Annotated in this window: 19 protein-coding genes and 1 riboswitch; of the genes, 15 read left to right on the top strand and 4 right to left on the bottom strand. The window is 69.1% G+C overall.

The window, feature by feature from the left end; translation table 11 throughout:
* Window positions 1-41 precede the first annotated feature (41 nt).
* From coxB to ACFYWX_RS45940, 4 genes are all read left to right on the top strand, one after another.
* Window positions 42-1,001, top strand: coding sequence for a cytochrome c oxidase subunit II (gene coxB / locus ACFYWX_RS45955; RefSeq protein ID WP_389431483.1), 960 nt, complete (start codon window positions 42-44; stop codon window positions 999-1,001).
* A complete protein-coding gene (gene ctaD, locus ACFYWX_RS45950; protein ID WP_389431481.1) occupies window positions 998-2,734 on the top strand; it encodes a cytochrome c oxidase subunit I in 1,737 nt (578 codons plus the stop codon). The genes coxB and ctaD overlap by 4 nt, the downstream gene beginning before the upstream one ends.
* Window positions 2,731-3,129, top strand: coding sequence for a cytochrome c oxidase subunit 4 (locus ACFYWX_RS45945; protein ID WP_389431479.1), 399 nt, complete (start codon window positions 2,731-2,733; stop codon window positions 3,127-3,129). Before ctaD ends, ACFYWX_RS45945 begins: the two co-directional genes overlap by 4 nt.
* 131 nt (window positions 3,130-3,260) lie before the next feature.
* Window positions 3,261-4,523, top strand: a complete 1,263-nt coding sequence (locus ACFYWX_RS45940) for an Ig-like domain-containing protein (protein WP_389431477.1) — start codon at window positions 3,261-3,263, stop codon at window positions 4,521-4,523.
* Between the two features lie 37 nt (window positions 4,524-4,560).
* Here ACFYWX_RS45940 and ACFYWX_RS45935 read toward each other — a convergent pair whose 3' ends face one another.
* Window positions 4,561-4,962, bottom strand: coding sequence for a hypothetical protein (locus ACFYWX_RS45935; protein ID WP_389431475.1), 402 nt, complete (start codon window positions 4,960-4,962; stop codon window positions 4,561-4,563).
* A 178-nt stretch (window positions 4,963-5,140) separates the two neighbouring features.
* On the opposite strand from ACFYWX_RS45935, the gene ACFYWX_RS45930 reads away from it, so the two are divergent.
* The 6 genes from ACFYWX_RS45930 to ACFYWX_RS45905 all read left to right on the top strand — a co-directional run bounded on the left by ACFYWX_RS45930 (window position 5,141) and on the right by ACFYWX_RS45905 (window position 12,258).
* Window positions 5,141-5,761: a heme-copper oxidase subunit III gene (locus ACFYWX_RS45930; RefSeq protein WP_389431473.1), complete on the top strand. Its 621-nt coding sequence runs from the start codon at window positions 5,141-5,143 to the stop codon at window positions 5,759-5,761.
* A 77-nt stretch (window positions 5,762-5,838) separates the two neighbouring features.
* Window positions 5,839-6,651, top strand: coding sequence for a c-type cytochrome (locus ACFYWX_RS45925; RefSeq protein ID WP_389431471.1), 813 nt, complete (start codon window positions 5,839-5,841; stop codon window positions 6,649-6,651).
* On the top strand, window positions 6,648-7,706 hold the full coding sequence (locus ACFYWX_RS45920; RefSeq protein ID WP_389431469.1) for a Rieske 2Fe-2S domain-containing protein: 1,059 nt from the start codon (window positions 6,648-6,650) through the stop codon (window positions 7,704-7,706). The genes ACFYWX_RS45925 and ACFYWX_RS45920 overlap by 4 nt, the downstream gene beginning before the upstream one ends.
* On the top strand, window positions 7,703-9,340 hold the full coding sequence (locus ACFYWX_RS45915; protein ID WP_389431467.1) for a cytochrome bc complex cytochrome b subunit: 1,638 nt from the start codon (window positions 7,703-7,705) through the stop codon (window positions 9,338-9,340). The genes ACFYWX_RS45920 and ACFYWX_RS45915 overlap by 4 nt, the downstream gene beginning before the upstream one ends.
* Window positions 9,341-9,464: 124 nt before the next feature.
* The gene (gene trpD, locus ACFYWX_RS45910; RefSeq protein WP_389431465.1) at window positions 9,465-10,529 is read left to right on the top strand and encodes an anthranilate phosphoribosyltransferase; all 1,065 of its coding nucleotides are present in this window, start codon (window positions 9,465-9,467) and stop codon (window positions 10,527-10,529) included.
* A gap of 73 nt (window positions 10,530-10,602) precedes the next feature.
* Window positions 10,603-10,719, top strand: a riboswitch (SAM riboswitch).
* Between the two features lie 162 nt (window positions 10,720-10,881).
* On the top strand, window positions 10,882-12,258 hold the full coding sequence (locus ACFYWX_RS45905; RefSeq protein WP_389431463.1) for an aminotransferase class V-fold PLP-dependent enzyme: 1,377 nt from the start codon (window positions 10,882-10,884) through the stop codon (window positions 12,256-12,258).
* 122 nt (window positions 12,259-12,380) lie between these two features.
* On the opposite strand, the gene ACFYWX_RS45900 is transcribed toward ACFYWX_RS45905, so the two are convergent.
* Window positions 12,381-12,662 (bottom strand): Lrp/AsnC family transcriptional regulator, encoded by a 282-nt coding sequence (locus ACFYWX_RS45900; RefSeq protein ID WP_389431461.1) that lies wholly within the window; start codon window positions 12,660-12,662, stop codon window positions 12,381-12,383.
* Window positions 12,659-13,411, bottom strand: a complete 753-nt coding sequence (locus ACFYWX_RS45895) for a rhomboid family intramembrane serine protease (protein WP_389431459.1) — start codon at window positions 13,409-13,411, stop codon at window positions 12,659-12,661. The genes ACFYWX_RS45900 and ACFYWX_RS45895 overlap by 4 nt, the downstream gene beginning before the upstream one ends.
* A 174-nt stretch (window positions 13,412-13,585) precedes the next feature.
* Here ACFYWX_RS45895 and ACFYWX_RS45890 point away from each other — a divergent pair, with 174 nt between their 5' ends.
* From ACFYWX_RS45890 to ACFYWX_RS45870, 5 genes are all read left to right on the top strand, one after another.
* A complete protein-coding gene (locus tag ACFYWX_RS45890; RefSeq protein WP_095756136.1) occupies window positions 13,586-13,825 on the top strand; it encodes a hypothetical protein in 240 nt (79 codons plus the stop codon).
* A 37-nt stretch (window positions 13,826-13,862) separates the two neighbouring features.
* Window positions 13,863-15,206 carry an NYN domain-containing protein gene (locus ACFYWX_RS45885; protein WP_389431457.1) on the top strand — a complete coding sequence of 448 codons (1,344 nt, stop codon included), beginning with the start codon at window positions 13,863-13,865 and terminating at the stop codon, window positions 15,204-15,206.
* Between the two features lie 236 nt (window positions 15,207-15,442).
* Window positions 15,443-16,480, top strand: coding sequence for an NlpC/P60 family protein (locus ACFYWX_RS45880; RefSeq protein ID WP_389431498.1), 1,038 nt, complete (start codon window positions 15,443-15,445; stop codon window positions 16,478-16,480).
* A 217-nt stretch (window positions 16,481-16,697) separates the two neighbouring features.
* Complete coding sequence (locus ACFYWX_RS45875) at window positions 16,698-17,708, top strand: NlpC/P60 family protein (RefSeq protein ID WP_389431455.1); 1,011 nt, start codon at window positions 16,698-16,700, stop codon at window positions 17,706-17,708.
* A 33-nt stretch (window positions 17,709-17,741) separates the two neighbouring features.
* A complete protein-coding gene (locus ACFYWX_RS45870) occupies window positions 17,742-18,932 on the top strand; it encodes a hypothetical protein (protein WP_389431453.1) in 1,191 nt (396 codons plus the stop codon).
* Here ACFYWX_RS45870 and ACFYWX_RS45865 read toward each other — a convergent pair.
* Entirely contained in the window at window positions 18,920-19,450 is a 531-nt protein-coding gene (locus ACFYWX_RS45865; protein ID WP_389431451.1) for a PadR family transcriptional regulator, read from the bottom strand. The genes ACFYWX_RS45870 and ACFYWX_RS45865 overlap by 13 nt on opposite strands.
* Window positions 19,451-19,474: the final 24 nt, after the last annotated feature.

Genomic DNA, 19,474 nt, shown 5'->3' with positions numbered 1-19,474 from the left:
GCAGCCAATACGCGCGGGCGAGACTCTCGGGAAGGCGCTACGTGAGTCCCAACGGCTCCGACCGCTCGCCGCGGCGCCCGATGCGGCGGAAGCTGCTGCAGGCACTGACCGCGGGCCTGGTCCTGGCGACCGCTACCGGTTGCACATACGAGGACTTCCCCCGCCTTGGTATGCCCACCCCCACCACGGAAGAGGCTCCGCGGATCCTCTCCCTGTGGCAAGGATCCTGGGCTGCCGCGCTCGCCGTCGGCGTGCTGGTGTGGGGCTTGATCCTGTGGAGTGCGATCTTCCACCGGCGAAGCCGCACCAAGGTCGAGGTTCCTCCGCAGACTCGGTACAACATGCCGATCGAGGCCCTCTACACGGTCGTTCCGATCATCATCGTCTCGGTGCTGTTCTACTTCACGGCCCGCGACGAGTCGAAGCTCCTGAGCCTCGAAAAGAAGCCCGACGTCACGGTCAACGTGGTCGGCTTCCAGTGGAGCTGGTGCTTCAACTACATCGAGAACGTCGACGGTTCCACCGGTGACGCGAAGACCGACAAGAACCTGGCCGCGATTCCGGACCGGTACAAGAAGGACTTCCCGGCCGACGCGGGCGGTGTCTACACCTGCGGCACCCCCGGTGAGCGGAACCCGCAGACCCACAACCCCGGCCCGACCCTCTGGCTCCCCGAGGGCAAGACGGTCCGCTTCGTCCTCACCTCGCGTGACGTCATCCACTCCTTCTGGGTGGTGCCGTTCCTGATGAAGATGGACGTCATCCCGGGCCACACCAATGCCTTCCAGGTGACCCCGAACAAGCAGGGCACCTTCCTGGGCAAGTGCGCCGAGCTCTGCGGCGTCGACCACTCCCGGATGCTGTTCAACGTGAAGGTCGTCTCCCCCGAGCGCTACGAGCAGCACCTCAAGGACCTCGCCAAGAAGGGGCAGACCGGTTACGTTCCCGCGGGCATCGAGCAGACGAGCCACGAGAAGAACCGGGAGACGAACAACCTGTGAGCATCCTCAACGAACCCCAGGGTGCCGCGGCAGCAGGGTCCCACTACCAGGACGAGCTGCCGGTCCGGCGCCAACGCCGCGGTGAAGTCGTCGTCAAGTGGCTGACGACCACGGACCACAAGACGATCGGCACGCTCTACCTCGTCACGTCGTTCGCGTTCTTCGTGATCGGCGGCGTGATGGCGCTCTTCATGCGCGCCGAGCTGGCCCGTCCGGGTCTGCAGATCATGTCGAACGAGCAGTTCAACCAGGCGTTCACGATGCACGGCACGATCATGCTGCTGATGTTCGCGACGCCGCTGTTCGCCGGCTTCACCAACTGGATCATGCCGCTGCAGATCGGCGCGCCCGACGTCGCCTTCCCGCGGCTGAACATGTTCGCCTACTGGCTCTACCTGTTCGGCTCGCTCATCGCCGTCGGTGGCTTCCTCACCCCGCAGGGCGCTGCCGACTTCGGCTGGTTCGCCTACTCCCCGCTGTCGGACGCGGTCCGCTCGCCGGGCATCGGCGCCGACCTGTGGATCATGGGTCTGGCCTTCTCCGGCTTCGGCACCATCCTCGGCTCGGTCAACTTCATCACCACGATCATCTGCATGCGCGCACCGGGCATGACCATGTTCCGCATGCCGATCTTCGTGTGGAACGTGCTGCTGACCGCCGTCCTGGTGCTGCTGGCCTTCCCGGTCCTCGCGGCCGCGCTGTTCGCCCTGGAGGCGGACCGCAAGTTCGGTGCCCACATCTTCGACGCGGCCAACGGCGGAGCCTTGCTATGGCAACACCTCTTCTGGTTCTTCGGCCATCCAGAGGTGTACATCATCGCGCTACCGTTCTTCGGCATCATCAGTGAGATCATTCCGGTCTTCTCCCGCAAGCCGATGTTCGGCTACATGGGCCTGATCGCCGCGACGATCTCGATCGCCGGCCTGTCCGTGACGGTGTGGGCGCACCACATGTACGTCACCGGCGGTGTGCTGCTGCCGTTCTTCTCCTTCATGACGTTCCTCATCGCCGTACCGACCGGCGTGAAGTTCTTCAACTGGATCGGCACGATGTGGAAGGGCTCGCTGTCCTTCGAGACACCGATGCTCTGGGCCACCGGCTTCCTGATCACCTTCACCTTCGGTGGTCTGACCGGCGTCATCCTCGCCTCGCCGCCGATGGACTTCCACGTCTCCGACTCGTACTTCGTGGTGGCGCACTTCCACTACGTCGTCTTCGGAACCGTCGTCTTCGCGATGTTCGCCGGCTTCCACTTCTGGTGGCCGAAGATGACCGGCAAGATGCTCGACGAGCGCCTCGGCAAGATCACCTTCTGGACGCTGTTCATCGGCTTCCACGGGACCTTCCTGGTCCAGCACTGGCTGGGTGCCGAGGGCATGCCGCGTCGTTACGCCGACTACCTGGCGCAGGACGGCTTCACCGCCCTGAACACGATCTCGACGATCAGCTCGTTCGTCCTCGGTCTGTCGATCCTGCCGTTCTTCTACAACGTGTGGAAGACGGCCAAGTACGGCAAGCCGGTCGGCGTCGACGACCCGTGGGGCTACGGCCGTTCGCTCGAGTGGGCGACCGCCTGCCCGCCGCCGCGGCACAACTTCCTCACCCTGCCGAGGATCCGCAGCGAATCCCCGGCGTTCGACCTGCACCACCCTGAGATCGCCGCGCTCGAGCAGCTGGAGCACAGCGGTCACGGTGCGAGCGCCATCGCGGGCGGCAAGGAGGCCGGCAAGTGAAGATCCAGGGCAAGATGTTCATCTGGCTCGCCGTCTTCATCCTCGTCATGGCGATCGTCTATGGCGTCTGGTCGAAGGAGCCTGCCGGTACGACGGCCCTCTTCCTGGCCTTCGGTCTGTCCATCATGATCGGCTTCTACCTGGGCTTCACGGCCCGGCGGGTCGACACGGGTGCGCAGGACAACAAGGAGGCGGACGTCGCGGACGACGCCGGCGAGCTGGGCTTCTTCAGCCCGCACAGCTGGCAGCCGCTGTCGCTGGGCATCGGCGGCGCGGCCGCCTTCCTCGGTGTCGCGGTCGGCTGGTGGCTGCTGTACTTCGCCGCCCCGATCATCCTGATCGGCATCTGGGGCTGGGTCTTCGAGTACTACCGCGGTGAGAGCCGCACCCAGTAGCACGCGCCGAGCGCTTCGGGAGCCCGGACACTCCGTGAGGAGGGTCCGGGCTCCTGCGTTTGCCGCAATAGTGATCCCTCGTATGGGTTACCCGGCGCGCCGCCGTTGACGAACGTTCCTAGCGTCGAACCATGAGCCACACACCTCGCTCCCGCACCGCCGTCGGCTGCACCCTCCTGGCGGTCGCCCTCACCACGGCGGTCCCCGGATGCAGCAGTGACGGCAACCCGCTGTCGGCCACGCCGTACGACGCGTCGGACCAGATCGCCTTCAACGCGCCCTCAGGCGAAGGGAAGAAGGCGGACCCGGACAAACCCCTGGAGGTCACCTCCGAGGGCTCCGACGGGCGCATCACGGACGTCACAGCCATAGATGCCACGGGCCGCTACGTGGCGGGCGAACTCTCCGCCGACGGCGCCCGTTGGCACAGCACCGAGCCGCTCGCCGCCGACGCCCACTACACGGTGCGCGTGAGCACGGAGGACGAGGACGGCGCCCCCGGCCGCCGCGTCCTCACCTTCCACACCGGCAAGCCCACCACCAAGAAGACCCTGGACGTCACCTTCGGCCCCAAGACCGGCACGTACGGCGTCGGCCAGCCCATCACGGCCGAGCTGAACAAGCCCGTCAAGGACGCCGCCCAGCGCGCCGTCGTCGAACGCGCCCTGAAGGTCACCTCGAAGCCCGCGGCACAGGGCGCCTGGCACTGGGTGGACGACAAGAAGCTCCACTACCGCCCCAAGGAGTACTGGCCCGCCAACGCCACGATCCAGGTGCGCAGCAACCTGGAGAACATAAAGATCGGCGACCGGCTGTGGGGCGGCAAGGCCAAGTCACTGAAGATCACCACCGGCGACAGCGTCATCGCCGTCACGGACGCCGCGGCGCACTCCATGACCGTCTACAAGGACGGCGAGGAGATCAAGCAGATCCCGGTCACCACCGGCAAACCCGGCTTCGACACCCGTAACGGTGTCAAGGTCGTCCTCGGCAAGGAGTACTTCGTACGTATGCGCAGCGCCACCGTCGGCATCTCCGAGGGCTCCTCGGACTCGTACGACCTGCCCGTCTACTACGCGACCCGGGTCACCTGGAGCGGTGAGTACGTCCACGCCGCCCCCTGGTCCGTGGGCTCCCAGGGCTCCGCCAACGTCAGCCACGGCTGCACCGGCATGAGCACCGACAACGCCCAGTGGTTCTTCGAGAACATCCGCGAGGGCGACCTCGTCCAGGTGGTCAACAGCGCGGGTCAGTCGATGGAGCCGTTCGGCAACGGCTTCGGCGACTGGAACCTGGCCTGGGAGAACTGGCGCACCGGAAGCGCCCTGGTGGCCGGCAAGCCGGACGCCTCGGACCCGGCGGACCGGGCCCGGCTGCGGCCCCAGAGCGTCTGAGGGCCCCGGGGACGAGCCGAAGCCCCCAGAGCCCGCCTCAGGCGCTCGCCAGCCTCTTCCGGCGCAGCAGGGAGGCCAGGGCGGCCGCGAACTCCACCGGGTCCACCGGAAGCGTCACAGCGGCGTCCGCACGGCTCCAGGTGGCCAGCCACGCGTCCTGCGGGCGCGCGATCAGCAGCAGCACCGGCGGGCAGTTGAAGACCTCGTCCTTGATCTGGCGGCAGACGCCCATGCCCCCCATGGGCACGGCCTCGCCGTCCAGCACACAGACGTCGATCCCGCCCCTGTCCAGCTCCCGGACCACGGCTGCGGGCGTGGCGCACTCCAGGAACTCCACCACGGGTACGTCCGGAGCGGGCCTGCGCCCCGTCGCCAGCCGCACCTGTTCGCGGGTGTTGGAGTTGTCGCTGTAGACCAGCACCGTGGCGGTCGGCTGCATTGTTCCTCCGAGACGTCAGCGTCGTACGGACGGGACCGATGCGGCGGATGCTACCCCCTTGAACACCGCGTCAACACCTGTCGGCGCAGTGCTTCGATGGGCCATACGGGCAGTACACACGGTACGGACACTCCGAACGGGACCCCCCGGGGTGAGGGCTAGATAAGCGACCGACATAATGTCGGTCGTGGCGACAGCAACGACAGTAGAAACCGGGCACGCGCACCCGTCGGTCAACCGGCCGAACCTCACCAGCGTCGGAACCATCATCTGGTTGAGTTCCGAGCTGATGTTCTTCGCGGCCCTCTTCGCGATGTACTTCACCCTGCGATCGGTGACGGGACCCGATCACTGGAAGGAAATGGCCGGGGCCCTGAACTTCCCGTTCTCGGCCACGAACACCACGATCCTGGTGCTTTCCTCCCTCACCTGCCAGCTCGGCGTCTTCGCCGCGGAGCGCGGTGATGTGAAGAAGCTCCGGGGCTGGTTCATCGTCACCTTCATCATGGGCGCGATCTTCGTCGGCGGTCAGATCTACGAGTACACCGAGCTGGTGAAGAAGGACGGGCTCTCGCTCTCCTCCGATCCGTACGGCTCGGCCTTCTACCTGACCACCGGCTTCCACGGCCTGCACGTGACGGGCGGTCTCATCGCCTTCCTGCTGGTCCTCGGGCGTACGTACGCGGCCAAGAGGTTCACCCACGAGCAGGCGACCGCTGCGATCGTCGTGTCCTACTACTGGCACTTCGTCGATGTCGTCTGGATCGGCCTCTTCGCCACGATCTACATGATCAAGTAACAGGGCCCGTTCCCAAGCGCGGTCACGCGCACATTCCCGAAGCATCGACGCAGAAGATCCTGACACCGGGGTAATCCGTGAAAAAGCTCTCCGCACGACGACGCCATCCGCTGGCGGCGCTCGTCGTCCTACTCCTGGCGCTGGTATGCACTGGGTGGCTGTACACCGCGTTCGCGCCCGCGAGCAAGGCGACGGCCGATGACACAGCCCAGTCCCTAGCCATCGACGAGGGCAAGAAGCTCTATGCCGTCGGCTGCGCCAGTTGCCACGGCACCGGCGGTCAGGGCTCGTCCGACGGTCCGAGCCTGGTCGGCGTCGGCGCCGCGGCGGTCGACTTCCAGGTCGGCACCGGTCGAATGCCGGCGGCGACCTCCCAGGGCGCCCAGGTCCCGAAGAAGAAGGTCGTCTACTCGCAGGCCGAGATCGACCAGCTCGCGGCGTACATCTCGTCGCTGGGCGCGGGCCCCTCCGTCCCGACCAAGACCGAGTACGGCCCGGAGGGCGCGGACATCGCCAAGGGCGGCGAGCTCTTCCGCACCAACTGCGCGCAGTGCCACAACTTCACCGGCAAGGGCGGCGCCCTGACCAAGGGCAAGTTCGCGCCGACGATCGAGGGCGTGGATCCGAAGCACATCTACGAGGCCATGCAGACCGGCCCGCAGAACATGCCCTCGTTCCCCGACACCACGCTGTCGGAGCAGAACAAGAAGGACATCATCGCGTACCTGAACGCGGTCAACGGCGAAGAGACGGAGAGCCCCGGCGGTCTCGAGCTGGGCGGCCTCGGGCCGGTCAGTGAGGGTCTGTTCGGCTGGATCTTCGGTCTCGGCGGGCTGATCGCCGTCGCCGTGTGGGTTGCCGCCCGGACCGCAAAGGCCAAGAAGTCATGAGTAGCCAAGACATTCCAGAAGAGAACCTGCCCACTGAGCAGGACAACGCCCAGGGCGGCGTAGGGGTCGTGGACGAGAAGCACCCGTTCGCCGACCCGGGCCTGCCGCCCCACGAGCACCGCATCCAGGACATCGACGAGCGTGCCGCGAAGCGGTCCGAGCGTGCCGTCGCCTTCCTGTTCACGGTGTCGATGCTGGCCACGATCGGCTTCATCGCCTCGTACGTCGCGATCCCGGCCGACAAGTCGATCTTCGTCTTCCCGATCGGGCACATCAGCGCGCTGAACTTCGCGCTGGGCCTGACGCTCGGCGCGGCGCTGTTCTGCATCGGCGCGGGCGCGGTCCACTGGGCCCGCACCCTGATGTCCGACGTGGAGGTCGCCGACGACCGTCACGCGATCCAGGCGTCCCCCGAGGTCCGCGAGAAGGTCTTCGCGGACTTCCGGGAGGGTGCCAAGGAGTCGGCGATCGGCCGTCGCAAGCTGATTCGCACCACCCTGCTCGGCGCGCTCACGCTGGTGCCGCTCTCCGGCGTCGTCCTGCTGCGCGACCTGGGGCCGCTGCCCGAGGACAAGCTGCGCCACACGCTGTGGGCCAAGGGCAAGCTGCTCGTCAACATGAACACGAACGAGCCGCTGCGTCCCTCGGACGTGGCCGTCGGTTCGCTCACCTTCGTCAAGCCCGAGGGCCTGGAGGAGCACGACGAGGATTTCCAGAACGAGATCGCCAAGTCGGCCCTGATGATCGTCCGCATCCAGCCGGACAACATCAAGGACAAGCGCGAGCTCGAGTGGTCGCACGAGGGCATCGTCGCGTACTCGAAGATCTGCACCCACGTCGGTTGCCCGATCTCCCTGTACGAGCAGCAGACGCACCACGTGCTGTGCCCCTGCCACCAGTCCACCTTCGACCTCTCCGACGGTGCCCGAGTGATCTTCGGCCCCGCCGGGCACGCCCTGCCGCAGCTGCGCATCGGCGTGAACGACGAGGGCTACCTCGAGGCGCTCGGCGACTTCGAAGAGCCCGTCGGTCCTGCTTTCTGGGAGCGCGGATGAGTACGAACGAGAACACTGCACCCCGCTCGCGCGGGAAGGCACCGGCCGGCGAGCGCGTCGCCGACTGGGCGGACGGCCGGCTCGGGATCTACTCCCTGGCCAAGGCCAACATGCGCAAGATCTTCCCGGACCACTGGTCCTTCATGCTGGGTGAGATCTGCCTCTACAGCTTCATCATCATCATCCTCACGGGTGTGTACCTGACGCTGTTCTTCCACCCGTCGATGAACGAGGTGGAGTACCACGGCAGCTACGTCCCGCTGCAGGGTCAGCTGATGTCGGAGGCGTTCAGCTCCACGCTGCACATCTCCTTCGACGTCCGCGGTGGTCTGCTCATCCGGCAGATCCACCACTGGGCGGCGGTCATCTTCCTGGCCGGCATGTTCGTGCACATGATGCGCGTCTTCTTCACCGGCGCGTTCCGCAAGCCGCGTGAGGTCAACTGGCTGTTCGGCTTCCTGCTGTTCGTCCTCGGCATGTTCACCGGTTTCACCGGCTACTCGCTCCCGGACGACCTGCTCTCCGGCACCGGTGTCCGCTTCACCCAGGGCGCGATCCTGTCCGTGCCGATCGTCGGCACGTACATCTCGATGTTCCTGTTCGGCGGCGAGTTCCCCGGCCACGACTTCGTGGCCCGGTTCTACTCGATCCACATCCTGCTGCTGCCGGGCATCATGCTCGGTCTCGTGGTCGGCCACCTGATCCTGGTCTTCTACCACAAGCACACGCAGTTCGCGGGTGCCGGACGCACCAACAAGAACGTCGTCGGCATGCCGCTGCTGCCGGTCTACATGGCCAAGGCCGGAGGCTTCTTCTTCCTGGTCTTCGGCGGCATCGCGGCCCTCGCCGGCATCGCGTCCATCAACCCGATCTGGGCGATGGGTCCCTACCGTCCGGACCAGGTGTCCACGGGCGCCCAGCCCGACTGGTACATGGGCTTCGCCGAGGGTCTGATCCGCGCCATGCCGGGCTGGGAGATCAACCTCTGGGGTCACACGCTCGTCCTGGGCGTGTTCATCCCGCTGGTGCTCTTCGGCCTGTTCCTCGGCGTGATCGCGCTCTACCCGTTCATCGAGTCCTGGATCACCGGGGACAAGCGCGAGCACCACATCCTGGACCGGCCGCGCAACGCCCCGACCCGGACGGCCTTCGGCGTCGCCTGGGTCACCGGCTACATGATCATGCTGGTCGGTGGTGGCAACGACATCATCGCCACCCACTTCCATCTGTCGATCAACGCGGTCACCTGGTTCGTCCGGATCGGCTTCTTCGCCGGACCGGTCCTGGCCTTCATCGTCACCAAGCGGATCTGCATGGGCCTCCAGCGCCGCGACAAGGACAAGATCCTGCACGGTCGCGAGACCGGCACCATCAAGCGCCTGCCGCACGGTGAGTACATCGAGGTCCACGAGCCGCTCAGCCAGGAGGCCCTGCACACCCTCACGGCGCACGAGCAGTACAAGCCGGTCGAGATCGGCCCCACGGTCGACGAGAACGGCGTCGAGCGCAAGGTGAAGGGCTCCGAGAAGCTGCGCGCCAAGCTCAGCGAGGCGTACTTCGGCGAGGAGTCCCAGATCCCCAAGCCGACCGCCGAGGAGTACAGGGAGATCACGAGCGGCCACGGCCACCACTGATCGCTGCGGCGTCGCCACGCCACCCGCAAAGGGCCCCGTCCGGTCTTCGGACGGGGCCCTTCGCCATGCCTTCCGGCTGGATAGGGTGGGATCACACTCTTCTACGACACCCCGGAGCGGCCCCATGAGCGCTGTGACCCCCGCTGGAGGCGACACCGCGGCGGGCCGTTCCTGGCCCAGGCTGCTGAACGGCCTGCTGGACGGCCACGACCTCACCGCGGACGACACCGCCTGGGCGATGGACCTGATCATGCGCGGCGAGGCGACCGACGCGCAGATCGCCGGGTTCGCGGTGGCGCTGCGCGCCAAGGGCGAGACCGTCGAGGAGATCACCGGTCTGGTACGGACGATGTACGCGCACGCGAACGTGATCGAGGTGCCGGGCCGGACGGTCGACATCGTCGGTACGGGCGGCGACGGCGCGAAGACGGTGAACATCTCCACCATGTCGTCGATCGTCATCGCCGGCACGGGCGCGAAGGTCGTCAAGCACGGCAACCGGGCCGCGTCCTCCGCGTCCGGCGCCTCGGACGTCCTGGAGAAGCTCGGCGTCAACCTCGAACTGACCCCACAGCGGGTGGCCGAGGTGGCCGAGGTGGCCGGGATCACCTTCTGCTTCGCGATCAAGTTCCACCCGGCGCTGCGTCATGTGGCCGCGGCGCGCGGGCAGTTGGGCATCCGGACGACCTTCAACGCCCTGGGTCCGCTGACCAACCCGGCGAAGGTGAAGGCACAGGCGGTGGGCGTCGCCGACCCGCGCATGGCCCCGCTCATCGCCGGCGTCTTCGCCGAGCGCGGCAACTCCTCCCTCGTGTTCCGGGGCGACGACGGATTCGACGAACTGACGACCACGTCCACCTCCCGTGTGTGGGTCGTCCGTGACGGCAAGGTGACCGAGGAGACCTTCGACCCGCGGGACGTCGGCATCGAATTCGTCACCGTGGAGGCGCTGCGCGGCGGCGACCCGTCGTACAACGCGGAGGTCGCCAGACGGCTGCTGGAGGGCGAGACGGGCCCGGTCCGGGACGCCGTCCTGCTGAACTCGGCCGCGGCGCTCGTGGCCCTCGACCCGGGCGCCGGGACGCTGGCCGAGCAGATCGGCGCCGGAATGGCGAAGGCCGCGGAGTCGATCGACTCGGGATCGGCGAAGCGGGCGCTGGAGCGCTGGGTGGCCGCGAGCAACGCGTAGGGATCCGAGGTGCGGTCCCGCGATCCGGACACGAGTTGCGGGACCGCGATCACTTCACGTACGTTCCTGTTCAGGTCATGAGTGACAGTCATGAGGCCCCGGCCGACTGTCCGGCAACCCTCCGTCCGTGGCGGGGTGCCCCGGGTGAGGACCAGGTCGTAGGCAGCGAGGTCTACGGCAAGCGCGGACCCCTCGTACCACCAGGGGTCCTGGTCGTCGAGGAGCCTTCCGTGAGCAAGCGAATGCGATAGGGCCGCAGAGCCCCGCCTCCGCATCCCTCTTTTCACCCTTCCTGTGCCGTCGACGCGCTGTCCGGCACGGAGATTCCGCCTGCCTTCACGGGAGTTCCGCCATGTCCGTCTCCACCGCTGCCATCGACCAGACCATTTGCACCCCGCTGCCCGTTCTCGGCCGGGATGTCACCGTCCCGCTCGTCACGGGCGGCGAGGTCACCTACGCCGCGCTCGACTACGCGGCCAGCGCCCCCGCCCTGCAGCGCGTCTGGGACGACGTGGCGGCCTACGCCCCGTACTACGGCAGCGTCCACCGCGGCGCCGGCTACCTCTCCCAGCTGTCCACGGACCTCTTCGAGAACGCCCGCAGGACGGTCACGGAGTTCCTGGACTGCCGCGCCGACGACCAGCTGGTCTTCACCCGCTCCACCACCGACTCCCTCAACCTCCTCGCCGCCGCCCTGCCCGCCGACTGCCAGGTCTTCGTCTTCGAGACCGAGCACCACGCCTCCCTGCTGCCGTGGCAGGACGCCCGGGTCACGTACCTCGACGCCCCGCGCACCCCGCGGCAGGCGGTGGCGACCCTGGAGCGCGCCCTCGCCGACCGCGCTGTGTCCATTGAAGGGGGCCACGGCCCGGCCCTGGTCTGCGTCACCGGCGCCTCCAACGTCACCGGCGAGCTGTGGCCCGTACGGGAGCTCGCGGCGGCCGCCCACGCGCATGGCGCCCGCATCGTCCTGGACGCCGCCCAGCTGGCCCCCCACCACCCGGTGTCCATCAGGGACCTCGACGTCGACTGGGTCGCCTTCTCCGGCCACAAGCTGTACGCCCCGTTCGGCTCCGGCGTCCTGGCCGGCCGCGCCGACTGGCTGCGCGAGGCCGCCCCGTACCTCGCGGGCGGCGGCGCCAGCCGCAAGGTCACCCGGCGCGAGGACGGGGGAGTGGACGTGGAGTGGCACGACAGCGCCGCCCGCCACGAGGCCGGCTCGCCCAACGTCATCGGCGCCTACTCCATCGCCTCCGCCTGCAAGGCCCTCACCGAGGCCGGCTTCGACACCCTGGTCGCCCGCGAGCAGCACCTGATCGAGAAGGTCCGCACGGGCCTCGCAGAGGTCCCCGAGGTCAGGATCCTGTCCCTCTTCGGCGACGACGCGCCCCGCGTCGGCGTGATCTCCTTCGTCGTCGAGGGCTGGAACAGCTCCCACTTCGCCGCCGCCCTCTCCGCCGAGTACGGCATCGGCGTCCGCGACGGCCTCTTCTGCGCCCACCCCCTCGTCCGCACCCTCCTGGGCAGCGACCCCCAGACCCAGGGCGAGTGCGGCGCCCCGGAGGCGGCGCCGGGCGAGAAGTCCCTGAACGCCATCCGCGTCAGCTTCGGCGCCGGCACCCCGGACGAGCACGTCGACCGTTTCGTGAGCGCAGTCCGGGAACTGGTGGCCAACGGCGCGCAGTGGACGTACAGGACGGAAGAGGGCCGCTGCGTTCCGGCGGTGTGATCAGCGCCCTGAAGGAGCGCGGGGCTGTATCGATACGCGGCTCCGCCGCGTGGGCGCGACAAGCCACGAACAACCGGCACTCGCGCACCCACAGCGCTCCGCAGGCGTCTAGGCGAACAACCTCAGGAGTCCAGCCCGATCGCAAACGCAGCCTCAAGATCATGCTGCGAGTACGTCCGAAACGCCACGTGCGTATCCGTAGCCTCCACCCCGGGAATCTTGCTGATCCGCCCCGGGATGATCTCCGCCAGATCCTCGTGCTGCCCGACCCGCACCATCGCGATCAGGTCATACGTACCCGTGACGGAAAAGACCTCACTCACGCTGTCCAGCGAAGCGATCGACTCGGCGATCTCGGGGATCCGGTCCACGCTGGTCTTGATGAGGACGATCGCGGTGATCACGGCTGGTTCTCTCCCTCGGGGGCCGGAGCTGGGGCGGCCCTCACTCTAGTCGCCCACCCGAAACGGGCCCACGCGTAGAGGAAGCCCAGCCCGAACCCCACCAGATGCGCCAGGTACGCCACCCCGGGCCCCTGGCCGGCCCGCCCCGCCGCCAGCCATTGCAGGGCCACCCAGAAGGGCAGCACGACCCACGCCGGGAAGCGCAGGGGCAGGAAGAACAGGAACGGCAGGAGACTGGTCACCCGCGCCCGGGGAAAGAGGTACAGGAACGCACCGAGGACGGCGGAGACCGCCCCGGACGCGCCGACCAGCGACTGTTCGGACCCGGCGTTGGCGACCGCGTACCCCAGCAGGGCCAGGGAGCCGCAGCCGACGTGGAACAGGGCGAAGTGGACGCGGCCCATCCGTTCCTCGGTCATCGCCCCGAAGACGTAGAGGAAGAGCATGTTGCCCAGCAGGTGCACCCAGCTGCCGTGGACGAAGAGGGCCGTGGCGGGGGTCAGGGCGGCTCGGGGGGAACCGTCGAACAGTTCTGCGGGGATCACGCCCCAGCGCCGGAAATAGGCCTGCTGTGCCAGGAGCAGTTCCTCGCCGGAGCCGTACGCCGGGTTGAGCCCCGAGGCCGGGCCGGCCAGGAAGACCAGGCAGCACAGGACGATCAGGGCGTATGTCACCGGCGCCGATGTCCGGCGAACCGCCCTGACCGCCTCGACCATGCTGCCGAGCGTGACGCTCCAGTTGCTGATCATGACCACAGAGCATGGCGTAACGGGACGCACACGCACAGATCGCCTCGCCGCCGTGGACGCCCGAGCGGCGAGTACCCGCCAGGCCGTAGGGTTACGAGCCACGCACACCGGGGAGCCTTGGGCGCGACCCGACACTGGAAGAACGACGACACTAGAAGGAAGCGGACAGTCACGATGACGGTTCCCCTGCCGACCGCCACCACGCGGTGGCGCTGCACCCTCTGCGGCAACCTCACCCGGTTCGACGTGACGCGCTCGTCGAAGGTCGTCGAGTACGTCCACCTCGATCTCGCGGGCGAGCCGAAGGTCGAGGAGCGCGATGTGGTCAGTGAGACCATCGAGTCGGTGCGGTGCCGCTGGTGCAACGCGGTGGACCAGGTGGAACTCGTGGACAGGCCGGGCGCCGGCTCCTGACAGGGAGCGGCCCCGCACAGGCATTGGGGTGTGACGGATGGCGGAGACCACGGGCGGGGGGCCGGGCGACGGCGCCGCCGAGGTGCTCGACCGTCCGCTGCCCGACGGCGTGCGGCGCAGGGTCGTACAGATCGTCTCGGACGGTTTCGGCGGGCTGACGGTCGCCGAACTGCCCGCGCAGCTGCGGCAGTACGCCCGGTTCGCGCCGAACCGGCGGGCCAAGTTCGCGGGCAACGCGATGGCGTCCGCGCTGGAGACCGACCCGCTGTTCCGGCAGCGCATCGGGGAGAAGCTCAGAGAGGCCCAGCCGGAGCTCGCCGGCGCCCTGGACTCCGGCTCGCCGCCCCCGGCCGCGGACCCGCTCGATGTGGCGGCCGCGGCCTACGTACTGCGGCCGACCGGCTGGGTGAAGCTGGTGGCCGCGGCCGGTGAGGAGGCGCAGCGGGCGGACGCCGAGCGCGCCGACGAGGAGAGCCGGGCCGAGCTGGAGCGGCTGCGCGAGCAGCTCGCCCAGGCCCGTGAGCAGACCCGCACGGAGACCGAGGGCCTGCGCGTCGAGCTGGAGGCGGTCAAGAAGGAAGCGGAATCGCTTCACCGCAAGCTGCGCGCGGCCCTCAGCGACGTCAAGCGCGGCGAGGCGGCGCTGCGCAAGGCCCACGGCGAGATCGAGGCCGTACGCGCCGAGGCGCATGCCCAGGTGTCCGTTGCCGAGAGCGAGAGCCGGCGGCTCAAGGCGCGGCTCGGGGAGGCCGAGGCCGCCCTGGAGGCCACGCGCAGGGCGGCGCGTGAGGGGCGCAGCGTCGAGGACATGCGGGTACGGCTGCTGCTCGACACCGTGCTGGACGCGGCCCAGGGGCTGCGCAGGGAGCTGGCGCTGCCGCCGGTCTCCGTCCGGCCCGCGGAGACCGTGGACGCGGTCGAACCGGGACGTATGACCCCGAAGGACATCGCCGCCCGGGCTTTGTCCGAAAATGATCCCGCGATCCTCGACCAACTGCTCGCGCTGCCGCAGGCGCATCTCGTCGTCGACGGCTACAACGTCACCAAGACCGGCTATCCGCAGATGCCGCTGGAGAAGCAGCGGCTGCGGCTGCTCGGGCAGCTCTCGCAGCTCGCCGCGCAGACCGGCGCCGAGGTCACCTGTGTCTTCGACGGCGCCGAACTGGTCGCTCCGGTGCTGCTCGCGCCGCCGCGCGGGGTGCGGGTGCTGTTCTCCAAGCCGGGGGTCACCGCGGACGAGTTGATCCGGCAGCTGGTGCGCGCCGAGCCGCCGGGCCGGCCGGTCATCGTCGCCTCGACCGACCGCGAGGTGGCCGACGGAGTGGCCCGGGCGGGGGCGCGGCCGGTGGCGTCGGCGGTGCTCCTGAAGCGGCTGTCCTGAGCGGCTGCTTTGAGCGGCTGTCCCGAAGGTCAACCTACAGATGCATTGCCCGAATTGAGAGAACTGTGACGCAACGTAGCGTCAACCGCGCATTACGGCAGGTGAGTTCCGGGCAAAGAATGCGGTGCGTCACGTATATTTTCGACGCGAGCATTTGAACTGATCACGAGTAGGTCACTAGGGTCTCCCATCGAACCTCAGAGCGGGTGATCACTCACAAGAAGGAGTTCACCTCCGTGGCGTCCCACCGTCGACCCAAGCAGCCGAGCCGAGCGCGCGTGACCGTGCTCACCACCGCGGCCGCTGCCGCCGTAGCCCTGAGCTCGCAGGCCGCCAACGCCGCGCCGAGCGAGAAGCCGAGCAAGGACGAGGTCAAGGCGAAGGTCGACAAGCTCTACGAGGAGGCCGAGCAGGCCACCGAGAAGTACAACGGGGCCAAGGAGAAGCAGGAGAAGCTCCAGAAGGAGATCTCCACCATCCAGGACAACGTCGCCCGCGGCCAGGACGAGCTCAACGGGCTGCGCGACAGCATCGGCCTGGCGGCCGCCGCCCAGTACCGCACCGGCACCATCGACTCCTCGGTCCAGCTCTTCCTGTCGTCGAACCCGGACGACTACCTGGACAAGGCGTCCACCATGGACCAGCTCAGCGCCCAGCAGGTCGAGGCGCTGAAGAAGATCCAGGACAAGCAGCGCGAGCTCGCCCAGGACCGCTCCGAGGCCTCCGCCAAGCTCAAGGACCTCGCCTCCACGCGTACCGAGCTGGGCAAGAAGAAGAAGGAAGTCCAGGGCAAGCTCGCCGAGGCGCAGAAGCTGCTCAACTCCCTGACGGCCAAGGAGAAGGCGGCGCTCGCCGCCGAGCAGGCCCGCTCCAGCCGCGACAGCGAGCGCGACGTCCTCGGCTCCTCCACCGCTGCCTCCGGCCGGGCGGGCGCGGCCTATGCCTGGGCCCAGAGCCAGCTCGGCAAGCCGTACGTCTACGGCGCCACCGGTCTCAGCTCCTACGACTGCTCCGGCCTCACCTCCCGGGCCTACGCCGCGGCCGGCGTGCAGATCCCGCGCACCTCCGAGGCGCAGTCCCAGATCGGCACCCGCATCTCCTCGGTGAGCCAGCTCCAGGTCGGCGACCTCGTCTTCTTCTTCAACGACCTGCACCACGTGGGCCTCTACGCCGGCAACGGCCAGATCATCCACGCCCCGCGCACCGGCACGGTCGTGCGCTACGAGTCGATGGACACCATCGGCGGCCCGTTCATGTTCGGCGTCCGGGTCTGACCGACCCCCGGAGAACCGGGACGCCTCAAGATCAAGTCGGCGTACCGCCCGAACGGGCGAATTGCGATGACTCCGAATGACCCCACGCCCCGCCGGTGACCTGCGTCAGCGGCGGGGCGTTACGTTGCGTATCCACGGAGGTCGTTGGTCGGCGCCCCGTCGCGCGGCTACTGTCTGGCGCGTTTCCTCGTCCGCAAGTGGAAGGAGCGCGGCTTTCGTGGGGTCCCATCGCCGACTTGTACCGTCCGGGTTCGACCGGGGGGCCGCCGCCCTGTGTGTGCTGTCCGCAGCGGCCGCGGCCCTGGGCACCGTACCGGCGGTGGCCGCACCGCACGACGACACCCGCTCCCGGGTGGACCGCCTCTACGAGGAGGCCGAGAAGGCCACCGAGGCCTACAACAAGGCCGACGAGCGCGCCGACGTCCTGCGGGGACAGGTCGGTGACGCCCAGGACCGGATCGCCCGGCAGCAGGAACGCGTCAACTCCATGCGGGGGCAGCTGGGTTCGCTGGCCGGCGCGCAGTACCGCTCGGGCGGGCTCGATCCGACGCTCGCCCTGCTGTTCTCCGACGACCCGGACGACTATCTCGCCAAGGCCTCCGTCCTCGACCGGATCAGCAGCCACCAGGCCGGTGAGCTCAAGGACCTCCAGGACGTGATGCGCGAACTCGCCCAGGAGCGCGCGGAGGCGGCGAAGAAGCTGGGCGAACTGGAGAAGAGCCGCAAGACGGTCGCCTCCCACAAGCGGACGGTGGAGAAGAAGCTCGCCAAGGCGCGGCAGCTGCTCAACTCACTGCCGGACGAGGAGCGCGCGGCCTACGACCGGGCCTCCCGCTCGGGCCGCGACGGCATGCCCGATTTCGGGGGCGCCGTCCCGGCCTCCGGTCGCGCCGCCGCCGCGGTCGCCGCCGCCCGCTCCGCGCTCGGCAAGCCGTACGTGTGGGGCGCCAACGGGCCCTCCGGCTTCGACTGTTCGGGCCTGATGCAGTGGTCGTACGCGCAGGCCGGCGCCTCCCTGCCCCGCACCTCCCAGGCCCAGCGGTACGCCGGCCGACAGGTCCCGCTCTCCCAGGCGCAGCCCGGCGACCTGGTCACCTACCGCTCCGACGCCAGCCACGTCGGCATGTACGCCGGCAACGGACAGGTCATCCACGCCCCCTACCCGGGCGCCCCCGTCCGCTACGACCCGGTGGGCATGATGCCGGGCGCGACGGTCACGAGGGTCTGACCAAGGAACCGTCGCCCCCGTACGATCGGCCGGGTGGCTGGTCGAAGGCGGGTGTCGGGTTCCTCGGTGGTGGTGCTCTGTCTGCTGCTCGTCTCACTGGTGGCGTGCGGCGGCCGGCCGGCCGGCGACGGTGTTCGGGCCGATGTGCAGCGGGTGCTGGACCGGCGGGCCGCGGCGGTCCTCGACCACGACGAGAGCGCCTACCGCGCCACCGGCACCGCCACGCAGTACGCCCGGCTGCGCGCGGTGCCGTTCGCGGACTGGTCGTACCGGGTCACCGCCGTGCACGACGACGGCGACACCGCGACCGCCGACGCCGAACTGCGCTACCGCGTCCGGGGCTACGACAAGGCCCCGGTCACCGTGGGTCGCACGCTGCGCCTGACCCGTGACGGGAGCGGGCCGTGGCGGGTGGCGTCCGACCGGCCCGCCCAGAAGGCCGGCGACCAGCTGTGGGACCAGGGCGCGGTGGCGGTCGTCCGGGGCGAACACAGCATCGTGATGGGCGTCGGGCAGTCCACCGAGCGGCTGCGCTCCTTCGCCGGCCTCGCGGACCGCGCCGTACCCGCGGTGTCCCAGGCCTGGGGCACGGACTGGGCGCGGCACGTCGTGGTGCTCGTACCGAAGTCGCTGGACGGGATGGCGGAGCTGCTCGGCTCGCCCGCCTCCTCCTACCGGGGCATCGCCGCGGTCACCACCGGCGAGACCGGCGCCCCGGCGAAGGCACCCGCGGACCGGGTCATCGTCAACCCCGACGCGTACAGCATGCTCGGCCCGCTCGGGAAGCAGGTCGTGCTCACCCACGAGACCACCCACGTCGCCACCCGCGCCCATACCAACGCCGCCACCCCGCTGTGGCTGTCCGAGGGGTACGCCGACTGGATCGGCTACCTGGGCAGCGGCCGCACCCCGGCCCAGGCCGCGCCGGAGCTGGGGCGCGCCGTGGCCCAGGGGGATCCGCCGGCCGCGCTGCCGACCGACCGGGACTTCGGCTTCGGCGGCGACGCGACCCGGCTCGCCAAGGCGTACGAGGGCGGCTGGATGGCCTGCCGGATGATCGCCGACCGCTGGGGCGAGGTCCGACTCCGCGAGTTCTACCGGGCCGTGGGCGCGCACAAGGAGCGGGCCGGGGCGGTCGAGGGCGCCCTGAAGGACGTCCTCCAGACGACGCCGGCGGACTTCACCGCGCAGTGGCGGGCGTACGTGCGGGCTCAGCTCGGCTGATCCAACCGTGTGACGGCCTCCTTGAGCCACTCCCGCTCCGCCGCGCCCGTCGCCCGCGCGACCCGCAGCATGCCCTGCCGGAACAGGTCGTCCGTCTCCTCCGCCCGTACGGGCTCGCCGTCCCGGTAGAAGAAGCTCGCCGGGGTCTGAAGGAACTCCAGGCGGCGCCGCAGCACCGCGGCCTGCTCGTGCCGGTCCGGCAGGTGCCGCAGGAAGGCCAGGACGGTGTTGAAGCGCACCTGGTCGGTGATCTCGGCCTGCTTGGGGTGGCGCAGCCGCTCCAGGAGGTCCTCGCGGCCCCGGTCGGTGAGGGACAGCATGCGGCGCGGGGCGGCGCCCGAGCCGGGCTCGGTGTGCTGGTCGAGGCTCCCGGCTGTCACGAGACGGGTGATCGCCGGGTAGAGGGCGCCGTCGCTGACCGGGCGGACATGGCCGCTCAGCGCTTTGATGCGTTCCTTCAACTCGTAGCCGTGCAGCGGTTGTTCGGCGAGGAAACCGAGGATCGACAGCTCCAGCACCAGGCCCTGTCCCTTCTTGCGGTC

The sequence above is a fragment of the Streptomyces sp. NPDC002888 genome (assembly GCF_042888465.1).
Taxonomy (GTDB): Bacteria; Actinomycetota; Actinomycetes; order Streptomycetales; family Streptomycetaceae; genus Streptomyces.
This window is presented reverse-complemented; position numbering and strand designations above follow the sequence as displayed.

Coding starts and splice junctions, on each gene's coding strand:
- ACFYWX_RS45940 (WP_389431477.1), top strand. CDS start 3,261: ATGAGCCACACACCTCGCTCCCGCACCGCCGTCGGCTGCACCCTCCTG.
- ACFYWX_RS45935 (WP_389431475.1), bottom strand. CDS start 4,962: ATGCAGCCGACCGCCACGGTGCTGGTCTACAGCGACAACTCCAACACC.
- ACFYWX_RS45930 (WP_389431473.1), top strand. CDS start 5,141: ATGTCGGTCGTGGCGACAGCAACGACAGTAGAAACCGGGCACGCGCAC.
- ACFYWX_RS45920 (WP_389431469.1), top strand. CDS start 6,648: ATGAGTAGCCAAGACATTCCAGAAGAGAACCTGCCCACTGAGCAGGAC.
- ACFYWX_RS45915 (WP_389431467.1), top strand. CDS start 7,703: ATGAGTACGAACGAGAACACTGCACCCCGCTCGCGCGGGAAGGCACCG.
- trpD (WP_389431465.1), top strand. CDS start 9,465: ATGAGCGCTGTGACCCCCGCTGGAGGCGACACCGCGGCGGGCCGTTCC.
- ACFYWX_RS45905 (WP_389431463.1), top strand. CDS start 10,882: ATGTCCGTCTCCACCGCTGCCATCGACCAGACCATTTGCACCCCGCTG.
- ACFYWX_RS45895 (WP_389431459.1), bottom strand. CDS start 13,411: ATGATCAGCAACTGGAGCGTCACGCTCGGCAGCATGGTCGAGGCGGTC.
- ACFYWX_RS45890 (WP_095756136.1), top strand. CDS start 13,586: ATGACGGTTCCCCTGCCGACCGCCACCACGCGGTGGCGCTGCACCCTC.
- ACFYWX_RS45885 (WP_389431457.1), top strand. CDS start 13,863: ATGGCGGAGACCACGGGCGGGGGGCCGGGCGACGGCGCCGCCGAGGTG.